This window comes from Mucilaginibacter sp. (assembly GCF_028288205.1).
Taxonomy (GTDB): Bacteria; Bacteroidota; Bacteroidia; order Sphingobacteriales; family Sphingobacteriaceae; genus Mucilaginibacter.
The window spans coordinates 182,541-198,745 of record NZ_JAQBOD010000056.1; the positions used below are offsets into that span (position 1 = coordinate 182,541).

Here is a 16,205-nt window from a genome sequence, read left to right on the forward strand (position 1 = left end):
GATTTTTCCCTAATTTTGTACCTGTGAAAAAGATACACCTTTTATTACTTAAATCATTTATAAGGCCCTTTTTGGTGACCTTTTTGATAGTAATGTTTGTGCTGCTGATGCTATTTCTATGGAAATACATTGACGACCTGATAGGAAAAGGGTTTGAGTGGTACATTATCGTTGAATTGATGGTGTATGCATCGGCGACCAATGTGCAGATGGCGCTGCCGCTTTCTGTACTGCTATCCTCCATCATGACTTATGGCAGCCTTGGCGAAAATTATGAGCTTGTTGCCATCAAATCTGCCGGGATATCATTAAACCGTGCCATGTACCCCATGTTTGTGGTAGTTCTTGTACTCAGTATAAGCGCGTTCATTTTTTCTGACTACATGTTACCTGTAGCCAATCTTAAATACTTCTCTTTACTGTATGATGCCCGCGAACAGAAATCGGCTAATTTTTTACCCGAGGGGGTATTTAGCAATAGCTTTCCGGGTTATACTATCCGCGTAATGCATAAAGATCCGGACGGCCAAACTCTTTATGATATAACCATTTATCATAAAGACATAAGCACCAATGAAAGCTATCTTTTATTTGCAAAAAAAGGCAAAATGTTTCGTTCATCTGATGACCAGTACCTGGTTATGCAACTGGAAGACGGTATAAAGTACCAGGAGGACCCTGGCGGGCCAACCTATAGCCCCAACCCCCGCCAGAAACTTACCCGGTTTCGTTTTAAGTCAACAGAAAACAAATTAGACATGTCTGGCTTTAAACTTCACCGCACTAACGAAAGCGAGTTTAAAACCGCTTTCCAAATGATGAATATAAAACAGCTTAGGGATACCATGGGGCACATAAACCATTTAATTGATAGCGGGCGGCGGGTTAATTATTCGTTAGTGACGCCCTATATTAAGTATTTTTTTATGCCGGCAAAACATGCTAAAAGCAATTATATAAAATACAAACAAGGGGTATTAAAAACAGGGAGCAATACAGATAGACTAAGCTATATTGTAAACGCGCAAAGCGAAGTGCGCTCTGTACAGGACCTTATAAAAACCCGAGACGAGCGGTATAAAGATGCTTCGGGCAGTGTACATAGCGCGGCGGTAGAATATCAAAAAAAATATACACTTTCGGCGGCATGCCTTGCTTTGTTTTTAATTGGCGCGCCGCTTGGCGCTATTATACGTAAAGGTGGTTTAGGTTTGCCTGTTGTAGTTTCGGTTATATTCTTTTTGATCTATTATATCATATCAACCATTGGCGAAAAGGCGGTTAAAGCCGGCGATGCCTCTCCGTTTATTGGTATGTGGATAGCTATTATTATTTTAACACCTATTGGTATATTCCTTTCTTATAAAGCTGCTACCGATTCTGTAATATTTGATGCCGAAATATATAAACGTTTCTTTAATAACTTATTTGGCAGTATTAAGAGATTGGTGATTAAAGATTAGTTAATAAAGATTGAAGATTAGCTATTAAAATTATAAAACTTGCTATTACTAATCTTCAACCTTTAATCTTTACAGTTAACCGACCCTTAATTTTTACATTATCAGTAACTTTGTTACCATAAGGTACGTATCTATAAAAAGTTACCAAATCCAATAAAATGCTAAATACCATACCAGAAGCTATTGAAGCTTTAAAAGCCGGTAAAATTATAATTGTTGTTGATGACGAGGATAGAGAAAACGAAGGCGATTTTTTAACCGCTGCACGTAATGCTACGCCCGAGGTTATAAATTTTATGATACGCCATGGCCGTGGCCTGGTTTGCGCGCCAATTACCCAGCAACGCGCTAACGAATTGGAACTGGAGCTAATGGTAAGCCATAACACCACATCATACGAAACTAATTTTACGGTTTCTGTTGATTTGCTGGAAGGCTGTACTACAGGCATTTCGGCTACGGACCGTTCAAAAACTGTAATGGCATTAATTGATCCCGAAACTACACCCGAAGCATTAGGCAGGCCGGGGCATATATTCCCGCTGATAGCTAAAAATGGCGGTGTATTACGCAGGGCCGGCCACACAGAGGCAACTATTGATTTGGCCGTATTAGCCGGGTTTGAACCTGCCGGTGTTATTTGTGAGATAATGACTGAAAATGGCGATATGGCCCGTTTGCCCGAACTGCAGCAAATGGCCAAAGAATTTGATCTGAAAATTATATCTATAAAAGACCTGATAGCTTACCGGTTAGATGTAGAAACCTTAATAAAAAAAGAAGTATCTGTAAAACTGCCTACCGAATGGGGCGATTTTGAAATGATAGCCTACACGCAGCTTAACACCGGCGAAAACCACATGGCTTTAGTAAAAGGAACCTGGGAGCCAGACGAGCCCGTATTGGTACGTGTACACAGCTCATGCATTACCGGCGATATCTTTGGCTCATGCCGGTGCGATTGTGGCCCCCAGTTGCATAAATCTATGGAGATGATAAACAAAGAGGGCAAGGGCGCCATTGTTTATATGAACCAGGAAGGCCGTGGAATAGGGTTGGTAAATAAATTAAAAGCCTATAATTTGCAGGAGAATGGTTTTGATACAGTTGAAGCTAATATACAATTAGGTTTTGCTATGGACCAGCGTGATTATGGTATTGGTGCGCAGATAATACGCAGCCTGGGTATATCAAAAATGCGTTTAATGACCAATAACCCTAAAAAGAGGGCCGGACTTATAGGATATGGATTAGAGGTAGTAGAAAATGTACCTATTGAAATTGCCTCAAACCCCCACAATGAGGTTTATCTTAAAACAAAAAGAGATAAGATGGATCACACAATAATGCGTGATCATTGAGTTTCTTCCTCCTCCTCATCATTTTTTATAGATGCAGGGGGCGTGGTTATTGTATTAGCAGGTATGCCTGGAGGTGGCACAATTGGCGTTGGGTTTACAACCGGTTTAGCTGTACGTTTCCCTCTCGAAAACATATTTCTTATAAACTCTCCCAGGCTATCAAAGTCGCGTTGATAAACCAACCCTAATCCGTTAACATATTGCACGGTCAATTGGTCAATTGTATTTAAAGTAGTGGTATTTAAAACGCGGTAAGAATAACGTGCAGTTAATGCGCCGTTTGTACCGCCTGCGCGTATAAGATATGATGTTTCAAAATCTTTGGTAAGGTTGCTAAAGTTTGAATTAAGCAGATTGGTACTGTTGTTAAATAAGCTATTGCCATTAGCGCTGGTATTAAACAAGCTTCCGTTTATTATCAGCCTGTCCTTTAAAAATTTTAACGATGCGCTGGCATCATTAAATGAGCGTATGTTCAGATCAAAATTAGGGATGTTTGATTGCGATATAAAGCTGTTCACCCTATTAAAAAACAGTTCGCTTACGGCGCTGCCTGCTGTACTAAATACCTGATTGGTTAAATTATTATTGCCGGTTCCTGATGCGAAGCTGCGTCTTACAATAATGCTTAATGCTTGTTGGTTACGGTTATTATTATCGGCCAGGTAAGTTCCCAGATCGTCTTTTATCGAAGGATCGGTAGGAAAATTAAAATCGAAGCCAATATCCGGATGTAACAGGGATTTGGTAATAAGCATTTCTGCCTGTACCAATACCTGCTCATTACCCTTTGGTGATTGCAGACCAGCTGCCGTATAAAGGGGAGAAATATCCGTACGGACCTCATAAATAGCATTCAGGTTAATTTCCGCATTGGTAGGGTTACCTGTCCAGCGTATAGTGCCTCCCTGGTTTACAGCAAAGTTTTTACTGATAAAGTTTTTTGCCGTAAATTCAAACTTCCCGGATGTAATTAAAAAACTGCCAACCATATCAAAATCGCCCAGGCTATTTATGTGCATATTTAGGTTTGTTGTTTGGCCCGTACCGGTTAATACGCCAAGGTCGGTAGTTATTTTTACGGTGGTTTTTTCATCAACCGTTAAATCAAAATTTAGTGTTACGCCATTAAATGCTTTTACCCTGGGCATATTAAGCCCGGTGGTATCCTTATGGCTCACAAATCTTATAAAATCATAATCACTAACAGTTGTAGATGTATTTAGCGGAATATTAAATACCGTACCAGCTTCTGTGCGGGCTCTAATATCTATGTTCATATTATCAACAGGCCCAACAAAGCTAAACCTGCCCGAGCTGTAAGCTGTACCAAAATAAAGGTGATTGTCTCTAAAAGTAGTATTTAAAGCAATCAAGTTTCTGGCTGTAAGCACAGCATTAATAGTAGGGTTAGATAAGTTGTTCAAATCAACACTTCCTTTAACGGTCCCCTCACCGCCATGCATATCTTTTAAGCTCAGGTTATCAATATTGATAACGCTGTTGGTTACACTTAATTTATCATTGGCTATATAAGCCGTTTTTAAATAATTTACGGTAATACCTGTATTAGCTAAAGTAACACTGCCATTTAGTTGCGGCTTTGCTAATGATCCTGTTAATTTCAGGTCGGTAGATACAGTTCCTTTTAAGTCAGACACGAGGTCCTTAACAAACGGTGCAAAAATTACGGCCTCTGTCTGGTTCATTTTAACTGTAAAGTCAAGCTTATCGGCATCCTCTTTTCCTAAAGAGTAAGTGCCGCCAATATTCAGCGTTTCTAAACCCCTGTTAAGAATGTTTAAATTTACATTGGCCTGCTTCCGTTCATTATCAAGATTGGATACCAGTTTAATATTGCCCACCAGCGTTTTATTCATTTTAAATGAATCAATATTCATATGGGCGTCAATTCCCGGCGATTTTAAAATAGACGAAAGCAGTACGTCACCATTAAGCTTGCCGCTCAATACAATATCAGATGCTTTGGTGAGCTGGTTAAGGGTGCTCATACTAAATTTATCAAAGGTTACCCTTAATTGATCTGCCGGGTTATCAGAAATAAAACCGTCTATTCTTACTTTTTGCTGCGCGTTTGAAAGCTCAAAACCCGATACCTGCGTTTTGCCGTCTAACAGCCTTACCCTTACCTGGTCTGTTAGCCTCCAATCCTGATGCTCCAGTATAATGTCTGATGGCAGTAATATTAGTTTTGCGGTAGTATCCTGCCCAAACTTAACCAGGCCGTACAAGTCAAGCTGGTTGGCAGCATCTTTATCGGCCAGCTTTACGTTGAATTTTAAACTATCATTACTTACAAAATTAGTAATGTCAATGTTTTTAATAAACAAGTCGTTTGTAAGGTCTATACGATCCAATGAAATATTGACCCCTAAATTAGCGTCGGATGTGCTTTCGTCTAAAATAAAGTTGTGAAAAACCATCTTCTTGTATTTTATGGTTTTTATAAAGCCGTTAATTGTGGCAGTTTTATTATTCGAATTAAACTTACCTATAAAAGTTCCCTGCTCTGGTATTTGCAGATCCGGAAAAAAGATGGCTGTAAGCGGATCAAGATTTTTGATTTTTAAATTAAAATCAAAATTTTGGGGTTTTGGGATAGTAACGTTTGTTGGTAATGATGGGATATATTTTTTAACAATAGTTTTAAAATATGAGGGTAAAGTAGCCAAATCATAGCTGCCTTTAATGCTGCCATCAAGGGCATCTGATTTAAGCGCTATCAGCCTTGAATTGCCTTTGCCACTGGCAGAAAAATAAACAGAATCCAGTAAATAATTATTACGCGGATCGATTACCCGGATAGGCGAAAGCATGATATGGCCCTCAAAATTTTTAAGGTCATTACCAGAAAATTTGGTTTTAAGCTGCGCACTTACTGTAATAGTATCTGTAATAAACTTTAATTTGTTTAAATGCGCATCGTGTATGGTAGCGGCAAAATCATAAACCGGCAGTTGCGGGTTAAGGTCCACAGTTCCGTTGCCATCAAACTGAACATTTTTATCTTTAATGGATAGTTTTCCACTAATTTTTTTATTTATAAAGGTCGCGTTTGCTATTACATTTTGGTATTGGTAACCATTCAAATCAATATAATTTATCTTAGCAATTATATTTTCGTTCAGGTTTTTAAGCGCGTCGCCACTGCCTTTAACATTGGCATTAAATGAAGTACGCCCTAAGGCGGTAGTACCAAGCAGGGTGCCAAGATCAAAGTTATAAGCATTTATTTTACCGGTATAGCTTGGCGTGCCGGCTTTATTTATTTCCAGGTTAATATCCGGATCAAACCGCCCCAGTTGGGTTTTAAATGTGCCCGACGCTGCAAAATTATTTGGTAATCCTTTAAACTTTCCCGAAAAATTAACGTTGCCAAATTTGCCAACCATATCGGGCATTTTAGCGTTGGGTGTTCCGGTAAAATGACTGTACAAAAAGTCAAGGTCCTTTTTATTGGTGGCTAACTGTTCAAATTTGAGGTCAAGAAAAGTTTTATCCCAATCCGGCAATCCCTTTAAATTAAAATCGCCTTTAATAAATGTGGCCTGCCCCGCGGTAACGGTAAGGTGCCTTGCTTTTAAATTATTTACCGCTCCCTGTATCCGCCCATCAACACCCAGCTCAAAATTCACTTTTTCGAGCGAGGTTGTAAAGTAGGCTATATCTGTTGATGATATATGCGATTGTTTAAAATCACCCTCCATGCGCACCTTGTTTACAAAATCGCTAAAATCATTAAGCGTTCTGTATTTCATACTTAAATAATCCCTGATAACAGATCTTGGGGTTTGTATCAGCATGTGCTGTACCAATATATGGTCGGTATCAACTGTTGTATTCCCTCTAAAGTTTTTTAAGTAGAAGCCACCCTTTTCTTTCAGTGTTAAATATTGCACTTCGCCCTTAAACAAATGGTGCATAATATCCATATGGTTAACTACAGTGCTAAAGTTATGTACATCTATATCATCAAAATTTATCCCCTTAACTACCTCATGCCTTAACTGATTTTTATAGCGGAAATGAAAGTTGTTTAGAACTGTTTTTTCAAATATGGTGGTCCACGGTTTGCCAGGTATTGTTTTGGTTGTATCCTTGGATTTTAAACTATCTAAAATAAATTTCAAGTTAGTAACGTTACCTTCCAGGTTTTTTAAATAGAAAGAGCCATTATCAAGCTGTATCTGCTTAAAATCAATAATTCTATCACTAATACTGCTAAAAATAGAAAAGCCATTAAGCTCTATAGTTAATTTGGGGGTACGTACCAAGGTGTCCCTCTGCTTATCAAGTACATAAAAATTTTCAAGCACAACCGATGAGAACGGTTTAATATACAAGCCCTGTACACTAACCTCCGTACCCAGCTTTGTTGATAAGTAAGCAGCAGCTTTTTTAGCGGCCCATGTTTGTACGGGTTTGTACTGAAAAACCAATAGCAATACACTCGCCATTAGTAACAAGAGCAATACTATACTTAGGGCTATTTTTAGTACTTTTTTAATAACTTTGTTTTTTAGATAATGAGTGATTGAGCAAATTAGTGAATGATTGAATGTTTAACATCATTTATTAAATATGGTTTAAACAGGTATAATGATAACTCACTCGTTTACTCAATTACTCATTCAAAATTAAAACGCTGTGCCCGTAATTTTAGCCATAGAATCTTCTTGTGATGATACCTCTGCAGCTATATGTGTTGATGGGGTTATCCTGAGCAATGTTATTGCTACACAGGCCATACACGAAGCTTATGGAGGCGTTGTCCCTGAGCTTGCCTCAAGGGTTCATCAGCAAAATATTGTTCCCGCTGTACAACAAGCCTTATTAAATGCAAAAGTAAGCAAAAATGCCATTGATGCGGTAGCTTTTACGCGCGGCCCGGGACTTTTAGGTTCCCTGCTTGTTGGTGTATCATTTGCCAAGGCATTTGCGTTGGCAAAAAACATCCCAATTATTGAGATTAATCATATGCAGGCGCACGTACTGGCGCATTTTATTGCCGAGCGCAAACCATCGTTCCCGTTTTTATGCCTTACGGTATCGGGCGGGCATACCCAAATAGTTTTGGTAAAAGATTATTTTGATATGGAGGTGGTGGGCCAAACATTGGATGATGCCGCCGGCGAAGCAATGGATAAAACCAGCAAGATTTTAGGTTTACCATATCCTGGTGGCCCATTAATTGATAAACATGCCCGTTTGGGTAACCCGGATGCCTACAAATTTCCGGAGCCGCAAATACCCGGATTTAATTTTAGTTTTAGCGGATTGAAAACATCGATACTGTATTTTATAAGAGATAACGTAGCGCTTAACCCTGATTTTATAACCCAAAATTTAAATGATATTTGCGCATCGGTTGAAAAACGGGTAGTTACCATATTATTGAATAAGCTAAACAAAGCCGCACAATTTTATGGTATAAAGGACATAGCTTTGGCAGGAGGCGTATCGGCAAATACAGGTTTAAGGCAGGGCCTGCAACAAATGGGCGATAAAAATGGCTGGAACTGTTTTATACCCGAAATGCAATACTGTACCGACAATGCCGGAATGATAGCTATAGCCGGATACCATAAATTTTTAAAAGGTGATTTTGCCGGGCAAGACATTGCGCCGCTGGCAAGAATGCCGATGTAATTTCAAGTCCATGGTCCATAGTTGATAGACCATAGATATTTAATAACCAACCATGGCTATGGACTATTGACCATCGACTATGGACTAACAAAAACACATGACAGCTCCCTCACTTATATTCTGGACAATTTTTGTACTGCCGCTTGTTGCATTTTTAATATGGCTGATACGCCAGGATAAACGCTCGGGCTGGATAGGGTTGATAGTTTTGGCTGTTACCGTTATCGGGGGTATTGTGTATATGTATTTGAAGACGGGCGGTAAGTAGGACCGTTGATTTAGGTGATTGCGCTGATTTCGTTGATAATTACATCAAAAATCAACAAAATTTTTAAATCAAAAAAAATCAGCGGTTCAGATATTTAAACTCATACCCCTCCTTGCTCCAATATGCCATCGCCTTTGGCAAAACATACTCCAGCCGGTCAAAAGCTTTTAAGCTATCATGAAAAAGCACTATGTCACCAAGGGCAGTATTCTTTAAAACATTATCAAGGCACTTTTCGGGTTTTAGGTTGATATCAAAATCGCCGCTTAATACGTTCCACATAATAATTTGCAGACCGGGTTTGGCATCTTTAAGCAGTTTTACCTGCGAACTTTTTATGCGCCCATACGGCGGACGGAACAGATTGGAGCCGATCAATTCATCAGCTAAGAAAAAATTATCCAGGTAAATTTTATCGTCGGTTTTCCAACCTTTAAGGTGGTTGTAGGTATGATTTCCTATGGCATGACCGTCTGCTTTTACCTGTTCAAATATATCAGGATGTTTACGCACATTATCGCCAATGCAAAAAAACGTAGCTTTTGCGTTATACTGTCTTAAAATATTTAATACAAAGGGTGTAACAATAGGTATAGGTCCATCGTCAAACGTCAGATAAATGCAACGGCCTGCCTTGTTCACATCCCATATTAATTGGGGATATAGCTTTTTAAGCAACCAGGGAGTTTTAACCAGGTACATTTACAATTATTATATTTGAGTAAATTGTGCAATTAATGCGGTTCTCAAATATAGTAGCTAATACTCATATCTAATAATTGTACGGAATAACCTTATGACACAATTTATATTTAAAAGGGTAAGCATTCTAAGTTTGTTGTTTACGGTCATGATAGGCTTTGCAGCAAAGGCTCAAGAAAAAATAACCCTGCAAATGGCAGTCGACCGCACTTTGGCTAACAATTTAACCATCAAACAAGCGCAGGTTACCGAGTCTATTGGTACCGCGGATCTGGATCAGGCTAAAAATAATTTGCTGCCAAGCCTTAACGCAAATACCCAGGGCGGCTATAATTTTGGCCGCAGCCAGGTTGCCGGGTCCTTTACTTATACTTCATCAACCTCTTTAAATATAAATGGCAATGCTCAGTTACAGTTAACGCTGTTCCAAGGCGGGCAGTTGCGTAATCAGATAGTGCAAAACAGATTATTACTTGATGTTGATAAAAGCACTACTGCCAAAATAAAAAACGACCTTACACTAAATGTAGTAACCGACTACCTGCAGATATTAACTAACCAGGATCTGGTAGCGGCCGCGAAACAACAAATTGATATCGCTAACCAAACGTTAAATAAATCACAGATAGGTTTTAAAGTAGGTAACCAAACCCTGGCTGACCTTTCGCAGGCAAAGGCACTGGTATCAACAGCTACGCTTAATTTAACTACTGCTCAGAATCAACTGGATCTGTCTGTGCTGATATTAAAGCAATATATGGAGATGAACCCGTATGCAGAGATTGTTGTTGAAAGACCGGACATAAGCACGCTTACCGATATAAAAACAATATATGATGCTAATGAGGTTATAAAAACTGCATTAACCGTTAACCCGGATATACACCTGGCCGAAACACAGCAAAAAACCTATGCCCAGGCAATTAAAATAGCAAAAGGTAATTTTTACCCAACTGTTAGTTTATTTGGCGGGTTAGCTTCCAGCTATTCAGACAGGTTAAATCAAAAGTTGATTGGGCAAACTGCGGTAACACAGCAAATAGGTATAGTACAGGCAACTAATCAATCAGTAGTGACTTCATTTCAGCAAGCCATTTACGGCCCATACCCGGCATTTAATCAAATAGGCGATAACTTTAACCAAAACATAGGTTTAAGCGTGCAGATACCCATATTTAATAGGTTTACCAACCGCACTACTGTGCGCAAAGCCGAATTGAATTATAAAAATGCCCAGCTAAGTACACAAATAGCTAAAAACAATTTAAGTAAGACTATTATACAGGCTGTGCTTGATTTGCTGGCTGCCGAAAAACAATATCAATCGGCATTACAATCTTTCCAGGCTAATAAAGATGCCTTGAACGTTACCAAGCAGCGGTATGATGTTGGTTTGGTAAACTCACTGGATTATAATACAGCGGTTACCAATTTTAGCAAATCGCAAAATGACATGATCGAGGCAAAATACAGCGTCGTTTTCAGAAGTAAAATAATTGATTATTACCTGGGTAACACCATAACACTTTAAATAAAAAATCCTGAACAATCATGGGAAAAACTACAAAATATATTTTGATAATACTTGGCGTACTGGTTATACTGCTGATAATTGGCAAAGCAACCGGTATGATAGGCAAATCTGATAAAATACAGGTTGCTACAGAAAAAGCTGCTGTGCGTGAAATTAATGAAACGGTTTCTGCAAGCGGAAAGATTAAACCGCATGTTGAAGTAAAAATTAGCCCCGAAGTATCTGGTGAGGTAGTTGAACTGCCTATTAAAGAAGGCGACGTTGTAAAAAAGGGCCAATTGCTTTGTAAAATACGCCCGGATATTTTAAAATCGGGTTATGAGCGTGCAGTTGCATCTTATAATTCGCAAAAAGCCAGTGTTGGCAATTCAAGCCAGATGCTAAAACAAGCCGAAGCTACCTATAATAACCAGGCAGCAATTTATAAACGCAGTAAAGAGCTTTATGATAATAAAGTATTAACCGCGGCAGAATTTGATGCAGCAAAAGCCAGTTATGAAGGTGCGAAAGCGGGCCTGGAAGCTGCAAAGCAAAATGTAATAGGCTCAACTTACGGCCTGGCACAATCATCAGCATCTGTTAAAGAGGCGCAGGATAACTTGTATAAAACAACCATTTATTCGCCTGTTGACGGGGTGGTTTCTAAACTATCTGTGCAAAAAGGCGAGCGCGTTTTGGGTACAGCACAATTTGCAGGCACAGAGATCATGACTATATCAGACCTAAGTCAAATGGATGTAAATGTTGATGTGAATGAAAATGATATTAACCGCATAGTAATTGGCGATTCCTCAAAAATTGAGGTGGATGCCTTTTTAGGTAAAAAATTCAATGGTGTGGTTACAGAGATAGGCAGCTCGGCAAACGTGGTAGGCACCAATGCAGACCAGGTTACCAACTTTACCGTTAAAGTTAGGATAGACGCAAAATCATATAATGATCTGTTAAATAAAAAAGGCGATAACCCATCCCCTTTTCGTCCGGGATTAACAGCTACGGTTGATATTAAAACAAACCATACCCAGGCGCTGGCAGTACCTATACAAGCGGTAACTACCCGCGAAGATAAAAAGATGGATATGAGTGGTGCTAAAAAAAGCACAACTACTACCCCGGTTAAAACAGCAAGCACAGCGCCGGCAAAAGAATATATTTTTGTGTATAACGCAGGTAAGGTTAAACAGGTAATGGTAACAACCGGTATACAGGATGATATGTATGTGCAAATATTTTCGGGCTTAAAAGCCGGCGACGAAGTAGTATCTGCTCCATACCCTGCCATATCTAAAACATTAAAAGATGGCACCCTGGTTGAAAAAGTAGATAAATCTAAATTATTTACTAACGATAATAAGTAGATGTGCGGATGTGCATATATGTAGATGTGCAGATGATGTAATTTAAGGCTGACCATGTGGTTGGCCTTTTTTATTTCTATAAAAAGAGAGTGCCGGTATGGCACTCAGAACATCTGCATATCTGCACATTTTCATTAACTTTGCCCCGTCAATTAAACCTGGTGCGGGACAAAGTTTTTAATGCAAAATAAAAATAACAAAATATTAGTAGTTGGTGGGGGTAGCTGGGCTACAGCCAATATTAAAATGTTAACTGATAACATTACCGAAAAAGAAATTTTTTGGTGGATGCGCAACCCGCAGGCGGTAAAGCATGTGCATAAATTCGGGCATAATCCAAACTATTTAAGCTCGGTTGAAATAAAGGTGCCTGCGCAAAATATTTCTTCCGACCTTAAGGCATTAATTAAGCCTGCAGATGTGGTGCTGCTTAATGTACCTGCCGCGTTTTTAAAAGAGGCTTTAGTTGATATTAGTGCCAAAGATTTGGCTGGCAAAAAGATAGTATCTGCTATAAAAGGTATTGTTCCGGATGAGAACCTTATTATTGGTGAGTTTCTGAATAAGAAATACGATATGTCATTCAACGATTTTGCAGTTATCAGCGGTCCATGCCATGCCGAAGAGGTAGCGTTAGAAAAATTATCCTATTTAACCATTGCCTCTGGCGACCCTGCTCTTGCTGCCGAATTTGCCGGCATGATCAATACCCGTTACATTAAAACAATTGTATCTGACGACATCTATGGCACCGAATACGCGGCCGTACTAAAGAATATATATGCTATTGCCAGCGGCATTTGTCATGGTGTAGGGTATGGCGATAATTTTCAATCTGTATTAATATCAAATGCCATACGTGAACTAATGCGTTTTGTTGATGTTGTGCATCCTATTACGCGCGACATAAAAGAATCTGCCTACCTGGGCGATCTGCTGGTTACCGCTTACTCGCAGTTTAGCCGTAACCGCACCTTTGGTAATATGATAGGTAAGGGATATACCGTAACATCGGCCCAACTGGAAATGAATATGATAGCCGAAGGCTATTATGCCGTAAATTGCCTGCACCAGATCAATAAACAATACAAAGTGAACATGCCTATATGCGAGGCTGTTTACGCTATTTTATATCAAAAGCGTTCACCTGCTATTGAAATGAAACAATTGGCAGAGAAATTGTGTTAACACCCTTAAATAACTTATTTAAGGACCCATGAAAAATCTATTTAAGATCGCTTTGCTTACGGCAGGAATTTTTTCTGTTAGCCAAGGCTATGCCCAGGAACACCACGAACCTATAACCAAAAAAATTGGCCATGCCGCCCAGGATGTTGGCCACAAAACATCAGAAGTTGCTGTAAAAGGCGCCGTTGCTGTCGCCGATAAAAGGTATGAAGGCCATTGGGCCCCAACCGGCGAAAACGTTTATATTGATAAACACTCGCGTTATTTTTATGTAGACAAAGGCGGCCATTATAAATATCTTAAAAAATGGCAGTTAAGGAATAAACCTTACAAACATTAATAAGTCATACAGGCATATCACAATTCTTATATCATGAAAACATATGCCTTAATAGCTGTACACATAGTATTTGCAATTCTATTATTTAGCATGTCATGCTCCAATCCTGTAAAAGATAAATTACAAGGTAACTGGACATCAAAAGATGGTAAAACAAAACTAAAAGTGACGGATAAGGGCTTTGCCTTGGACAATAATGCCGAAGTGCCCGAACAGTATTTTTTAAAAGGCGATACTATTTATACTTCATTTGAAGGTAACCAGCCCTATACCAAGTTTGTGATACAAAAACTGGAGACTAACAGGCTTACCATACAGGACCCTGATTCGCAAGTGATAGAGTTTACGCGGTGATAGTGATTGGAGATTAGGTAAATATTTTCAATTTGCTTTAAAAACAAAAGCCTCTCCGATTAATCGGAGAGGCTTTGTAAACTAAACTAACTAACTAAAAAACTATTCTTTTGGTGAGTAGTGAGTGGTTGAATACGTGAGTGGTTAACCATTCACCTAATCAACCCAATCAACCATTCAACTTAATATTAAAATCTGCGTTTGCGCTCAGGGCGATCTTCGCGGCGTTTGCCGGAAAAATCACGGAAACCACCTGCCGCAGGATTGCTGCCACCACGGTGTCCGCCTTCTCTGCGTTCGCCACCACCACTACGGTTATAGCCACCGCCACCTTCACGGCGTTCGCCGCCACGGTAACCGCCTTCTCTACGTTCGCCACCGCCACTACGGGTAGTGCTGGTGCCTTCGCCTGATACTTCTATCCTAACTTCACGGCCCTTAAATTCAACGCCTTTAAAGTTGTTTATTACAGCTTCCGACTCGGCATTTGGTACTTCAAAGAAAGAATAAACACCTTTAACATCTATTTTGCCAACGGTGCGGCCACTTATTTTGCCATTGGTGCATATATAACCTAACAGATCGCCACGGTTGAACTCATCAACAGAACCTAAGTTTATAAATAAACGGGTATATTCTGATTTACCACCAGATTCGCCTCCACGACTTGAGCGCTCACCACGTTCGCCGCGTTCGCCACGATCACGGTCGCGATCAAAGCGTCCTTCTTCAATCGGCGCGTTCAGATCAGGCGCGTTTTTATAGTAATCTAAAAAGCGGTTAAACTCTATAGATGCAAAACGTTTAATAAAATCTTCTTTAGTAAGGTCCTTAAATTCTTCCATAATACGCGGAAGATATTGTTCAATTTGCTGATCGTTAACCTCTACATCATGTATTTTATGAACGATAGAGAATAATTGTTTTTCGCAAACATCAAAACCCGTAGGTATTTCTACTTTAACAAATTTTTTGCCTAAGCCTCTTTCAATCTGGCGTATTTTACCTAATTCTTTAGCATTGATGATAGAGATAGATACCCCTGTTTTACCGGCACGGGCTGTACGGCCGCTACGGTGGGTATAATTCTCAACCTCATCAGGTAATGAATAGTTAATAACGTGTGTTACATCATTAACATCAATACCACGCGCGGCAACATCAGTAGCAATTAATAATTGCAGGTTACGCTCGCGGTAGCGTTTCATAACTTTATCGCGTTGTTGTTGTGACAGATCACCATGCAATGAATCGGCATTGTAGCCATCCTTCATTAAAGCTTCGGCAATGTCCTGTGTCTCGATCTTGGTACGGCAAAATACAATACCAAAAATATCGGGGTTAAAATCAACAATACGTTTAAAAGCGGCATACTTATCACGGGCACGTACTATATAGTACTCATGTTCAATGTTAGCGTTGCCTGTATTTTTAGTGCCCATGGTAAGCTCAAATGGCTCGTTCATGTACTTTTTAGCTATGCGGCGCACTTCAGCCGGCATAGTTGCAGAAAACAACCAGGTTTTCTTTTCTTCGGGTGTGGTAGATAGGATACTGTCAATATCTTCCTGAAAGCCCATATTGAGCATTTCATCAGCTTCATCCAATACTACAAATTTCACCTTTGTAAAATCAATAGCCTTACGGTTGATAATATCAAGCATACGGCCAGGTGTGGCTACAACAATTTGCACGCCGCGTCTTATCTGGCGTAACTGGTCAGAAATACTGGCTCCGCCATAAACGGCAACAACGTTAACGTTGCCCATTTTTTTGGAGTAGTTTTTAATGTCGTTAGTAATTTGCAAACAAAGTTCGCGTGTTGGGCATAAAATAAGCGCCTGCGGATGGTTTTCTTCAAAATCCAACAATTCCAACAGTGGTAGGCCAAAGGCAGCAGTCTTACCGGTCCCGGTTTGGGCTAATCCGACAAAATCGTTGCTGCCTGTTAACAATACCGGGATTGA

General features: G+C 39.6%; 12 protein-coding genes. 9 read left to right on the top strand and 3 right to left on the bottom strand.

What is annotated here, in order from left to right:
* Positions 1 to 23: 23 nt before the first annotated feature.
* Positions 24 to 1,463, top strand: coding sequence for an LptF/LptG family permease (locus JWR23_RS13780; RefSeq protein WP_299516746.1), 1,440 nt, complete (start codon positions 24 to 26; stop codon positions 1,461 to 1,463).
* A gap of 158 nt (positions 1,464 to 1,621) precedes the next feature.
* Entirely contained in the window at positions 1,622 to 2,824 is a 1,203-nt protein-coding gene (locus JWR23_RS13785) for a bifunctional 3,4-dihydroxy-2-butanone-4-phosphate synthase/GTP cyclohydrolase II (RefSeq protein ID WP_299516747.1), read from the top strand.
* Here JWR23_RS13785 and JWR23_RS13790 read toward each other — a convergent pair.
* Positions 2,818 to 7,302, bottom strand: a complete 4,485-nt coding sequence (locus JWR23_RS13790) for a translocation/assembly module TamB domain-containing protein (RefSeq protein WP_299516748.1) — start codon at positions 7,300 to 7,302, stop codon at positions 2,818 to 2,820. The two genes, JWR23_RS13785 and JWR23_RS13790, sit on opposite strands and share 7 nt — an antisense overlap.
* Positions 7,303 to 7,492: 190 nt before the next feature.
* On the opposite strand from JWR23_RS13790, the gene tsaD reads away from it, so the two are divergent.
* Positions 7,493 to 8,494: a tRNA (adenosine(37)-N6)-threonylcarbamoyltransferase complex transferase subunit TsaD gene (gene tsaD / locus JWR23_RS13795; RefSeq protein ID WP_299516749.1), complete on the top strand. Its 1,002-nt coding sequence runs from the start codon at positions 7,493 to 7,495 to the stop codon at positions 8,492 to 8,494.
* A 97-nt stretch (positions 8,495 to 8,591) separates the two neighbouring features.
* The gene (locus tag JWR23_RS13800) at positions 8,592 to 8,762 is read left to right on the top strand and encodes a hypothetical protein (protein ID WP_299516750.1); all 171 of its coding nucleotides are present in this window, start codon (positions 8,592 to 8,594) and stop codon (positions 8,760 to 8,762) included.
* Between the two features lie 78 nt (positions 8,763 to 8,840).
* Here JWR23_RS13800 and JWR23_RS13805 read toward each other — a convergent pair whose 3' ends face one another.
* Positions 8,841 to 9,464: a polysaccharide deacetylase family protein gene (locus JWR23_RS13805; protein ID WP_299516751.1), complete on the bottom strand. Its 624-nt coding sequence runs from the start codon at positions 9,462 to 9,464 to the stop codon at positions 8,841 to 8,843.
* A gap of 94 nt (positions 9,465 to 9,558) precedes the next feature.
* Here JWR23_RS13805 and JWR23_RS13810 point away from each other — a divergent pair, with 94 nt between their 5' ends.
* The 5 genes from JWR23_RS13810 (at position 9,559) to JWR23_RS13830 (ending at position 14,238) form a co-directional block, all read left to right on the top strand.
* The gene (locus tag JWR23_RS13810; protein WP_299516752.1) at positions 9,559 to 10,995 is read left to right on the top strand and encodes a TolC family protein; all 1,437 of its coding nucleotides are present in this window, start codon (positions 9,559 to 9,561) and stop codon (positions 10,993 to 10,995) included.
* Between the two features lie 20 nt (positions 10,996 to 11,015).
* Positions 11,016 to 12,356 carry an efflux RND transporter periplasmic adaptor subunit gene (locus JWR23_RS13815; protein WP_299516753.1) on the top strand — a complete coding sequence of 447 codons (1,341 nt, stop codon included), beginning with the start codon at positions 11,016 to 11,018 and terminating at the stop codon, positions 12,354 to 12,356.
* Positions 12,357 to 12,536: 180 nt separating this feature from the next.
* Positions 12,537 to 13,544 carry an NAD(P)H-dependent glycerol-3-phosphate dehydrogenase gene (locus tag JWR23_RS13820; RefSeq protein ID WP_299516754.1) on the top strand — a complete coding sequence of 336 codons (1,008 nt, stop codon included), beginning with the start codon at positions 12,537 to 12,539 and terminating at the stop codon, positions 13,542 to 13,544.
* A gap of 28 nt (positions 13,545 to 13,572) precedes the next feature.
* Positions 13,573 to 13,884 (top strand): hypothetical protein, encoded by a 312-nt coding sequence (locus JWR23_RS13825; RefSeq protein ID WP_299516755.1) that lies wholly within the window; start codon positions 13,573 to 13,575, stop codon positions 13,882 to 13,884.
* Between the two features lie 33 nt (positions 13,885 to 13,917).
* Positions 13,918 to 14,238, top strand: a complete 321-nt coding sequence (locus JWR23_RS13830; protein WP_299516756.1) for a hypothetical protein — start codon at positions 13,918 to 13,920, stop codon at positions 14,236 to 14,238.
* A gap of 188 nt (positions 14,239 to 14,426) precedes the next feature.
* Here JWR23_RS13830 and JWR23_RS13835 read toward each other — a convergent pair.
* The coding region (locus JWR23_RS13835; protein WP_299516757.1) for a DEAD/DEAH box helicase at positions 14,427 to 16,205 on the bottom strand (1,779 nt) is incomplete at its 5' end.

What these genes read in the sequence shown, in the direction of transcription:
- JWR23_RS13830 (WP_299516756.1), top strand. Translation starts at nt 13,918, where the DNA reads ATGAAAACATATGCCTTAATAGCTGTACACATAGTATTTGCAATTCTA.
- JWR23_RS13805 (WP_299516751.1), bottom strand. Translation starts at nt 9,464, where the DNA reads ATGTACCTGGTTAAAACTCCCTGGTTGCTTAAAAAGCTATATCCCCAA.
- JWR23_RS13790 (WP_299516748.1), bottom strand. Translation starts at nt 7,302, where the DNA reads ATGGCGAGTGTATTGCTATTGGTTTTTCAGTACAAACCCGTACAAACA.
- JWR23_RS13825 (WP_299516755.1), top strand. Translation starts at nt 13,573, where the DNA reads ATGAAAAATCTATTTAAGATCGCTTTGCTTACGGCAGGAATTTTTTCT.
- JWR23_RS13810 (WP_299516752.1), top strand. Translation starts at nt 9,559, where the DNA reads ATGACACAATTTATATTTAAAAGGGTAAGCATTCTAAGTTTGTTGTTT.
- JWR23_RS13820 (WP_299516754.1), top strand. Translation starts at nt 12,537, where the DNA reads ATGCAAAATAAAAATAACAAAATATTAGTAGTTGGTGGGGGTAGCTGG.
- JWR23_RS13800 (WP_299516750.1), top strand. Translation starts at nt 8,592, where the DNA reads ATGACAGCTCCCTCACTTATATTCTGGACAATTTTTGTACTGCCGCTT.
- JWR23_RS13785 (WP_299516747.1), top strand. Translation starts at nt 1,622, where the DNA reads ATGCTAAATACCATACCAGAAGCTATTGAAGCTTTAAAAGCCGGTAAA.
- JWR23_RS13815 (WP_299516753.1), top strand. Translation starts at nt 11,016, where the DNA reads ATGGGAAAAACTACAAAATATATTTTGATAATACTTGGCGTACTGGTT.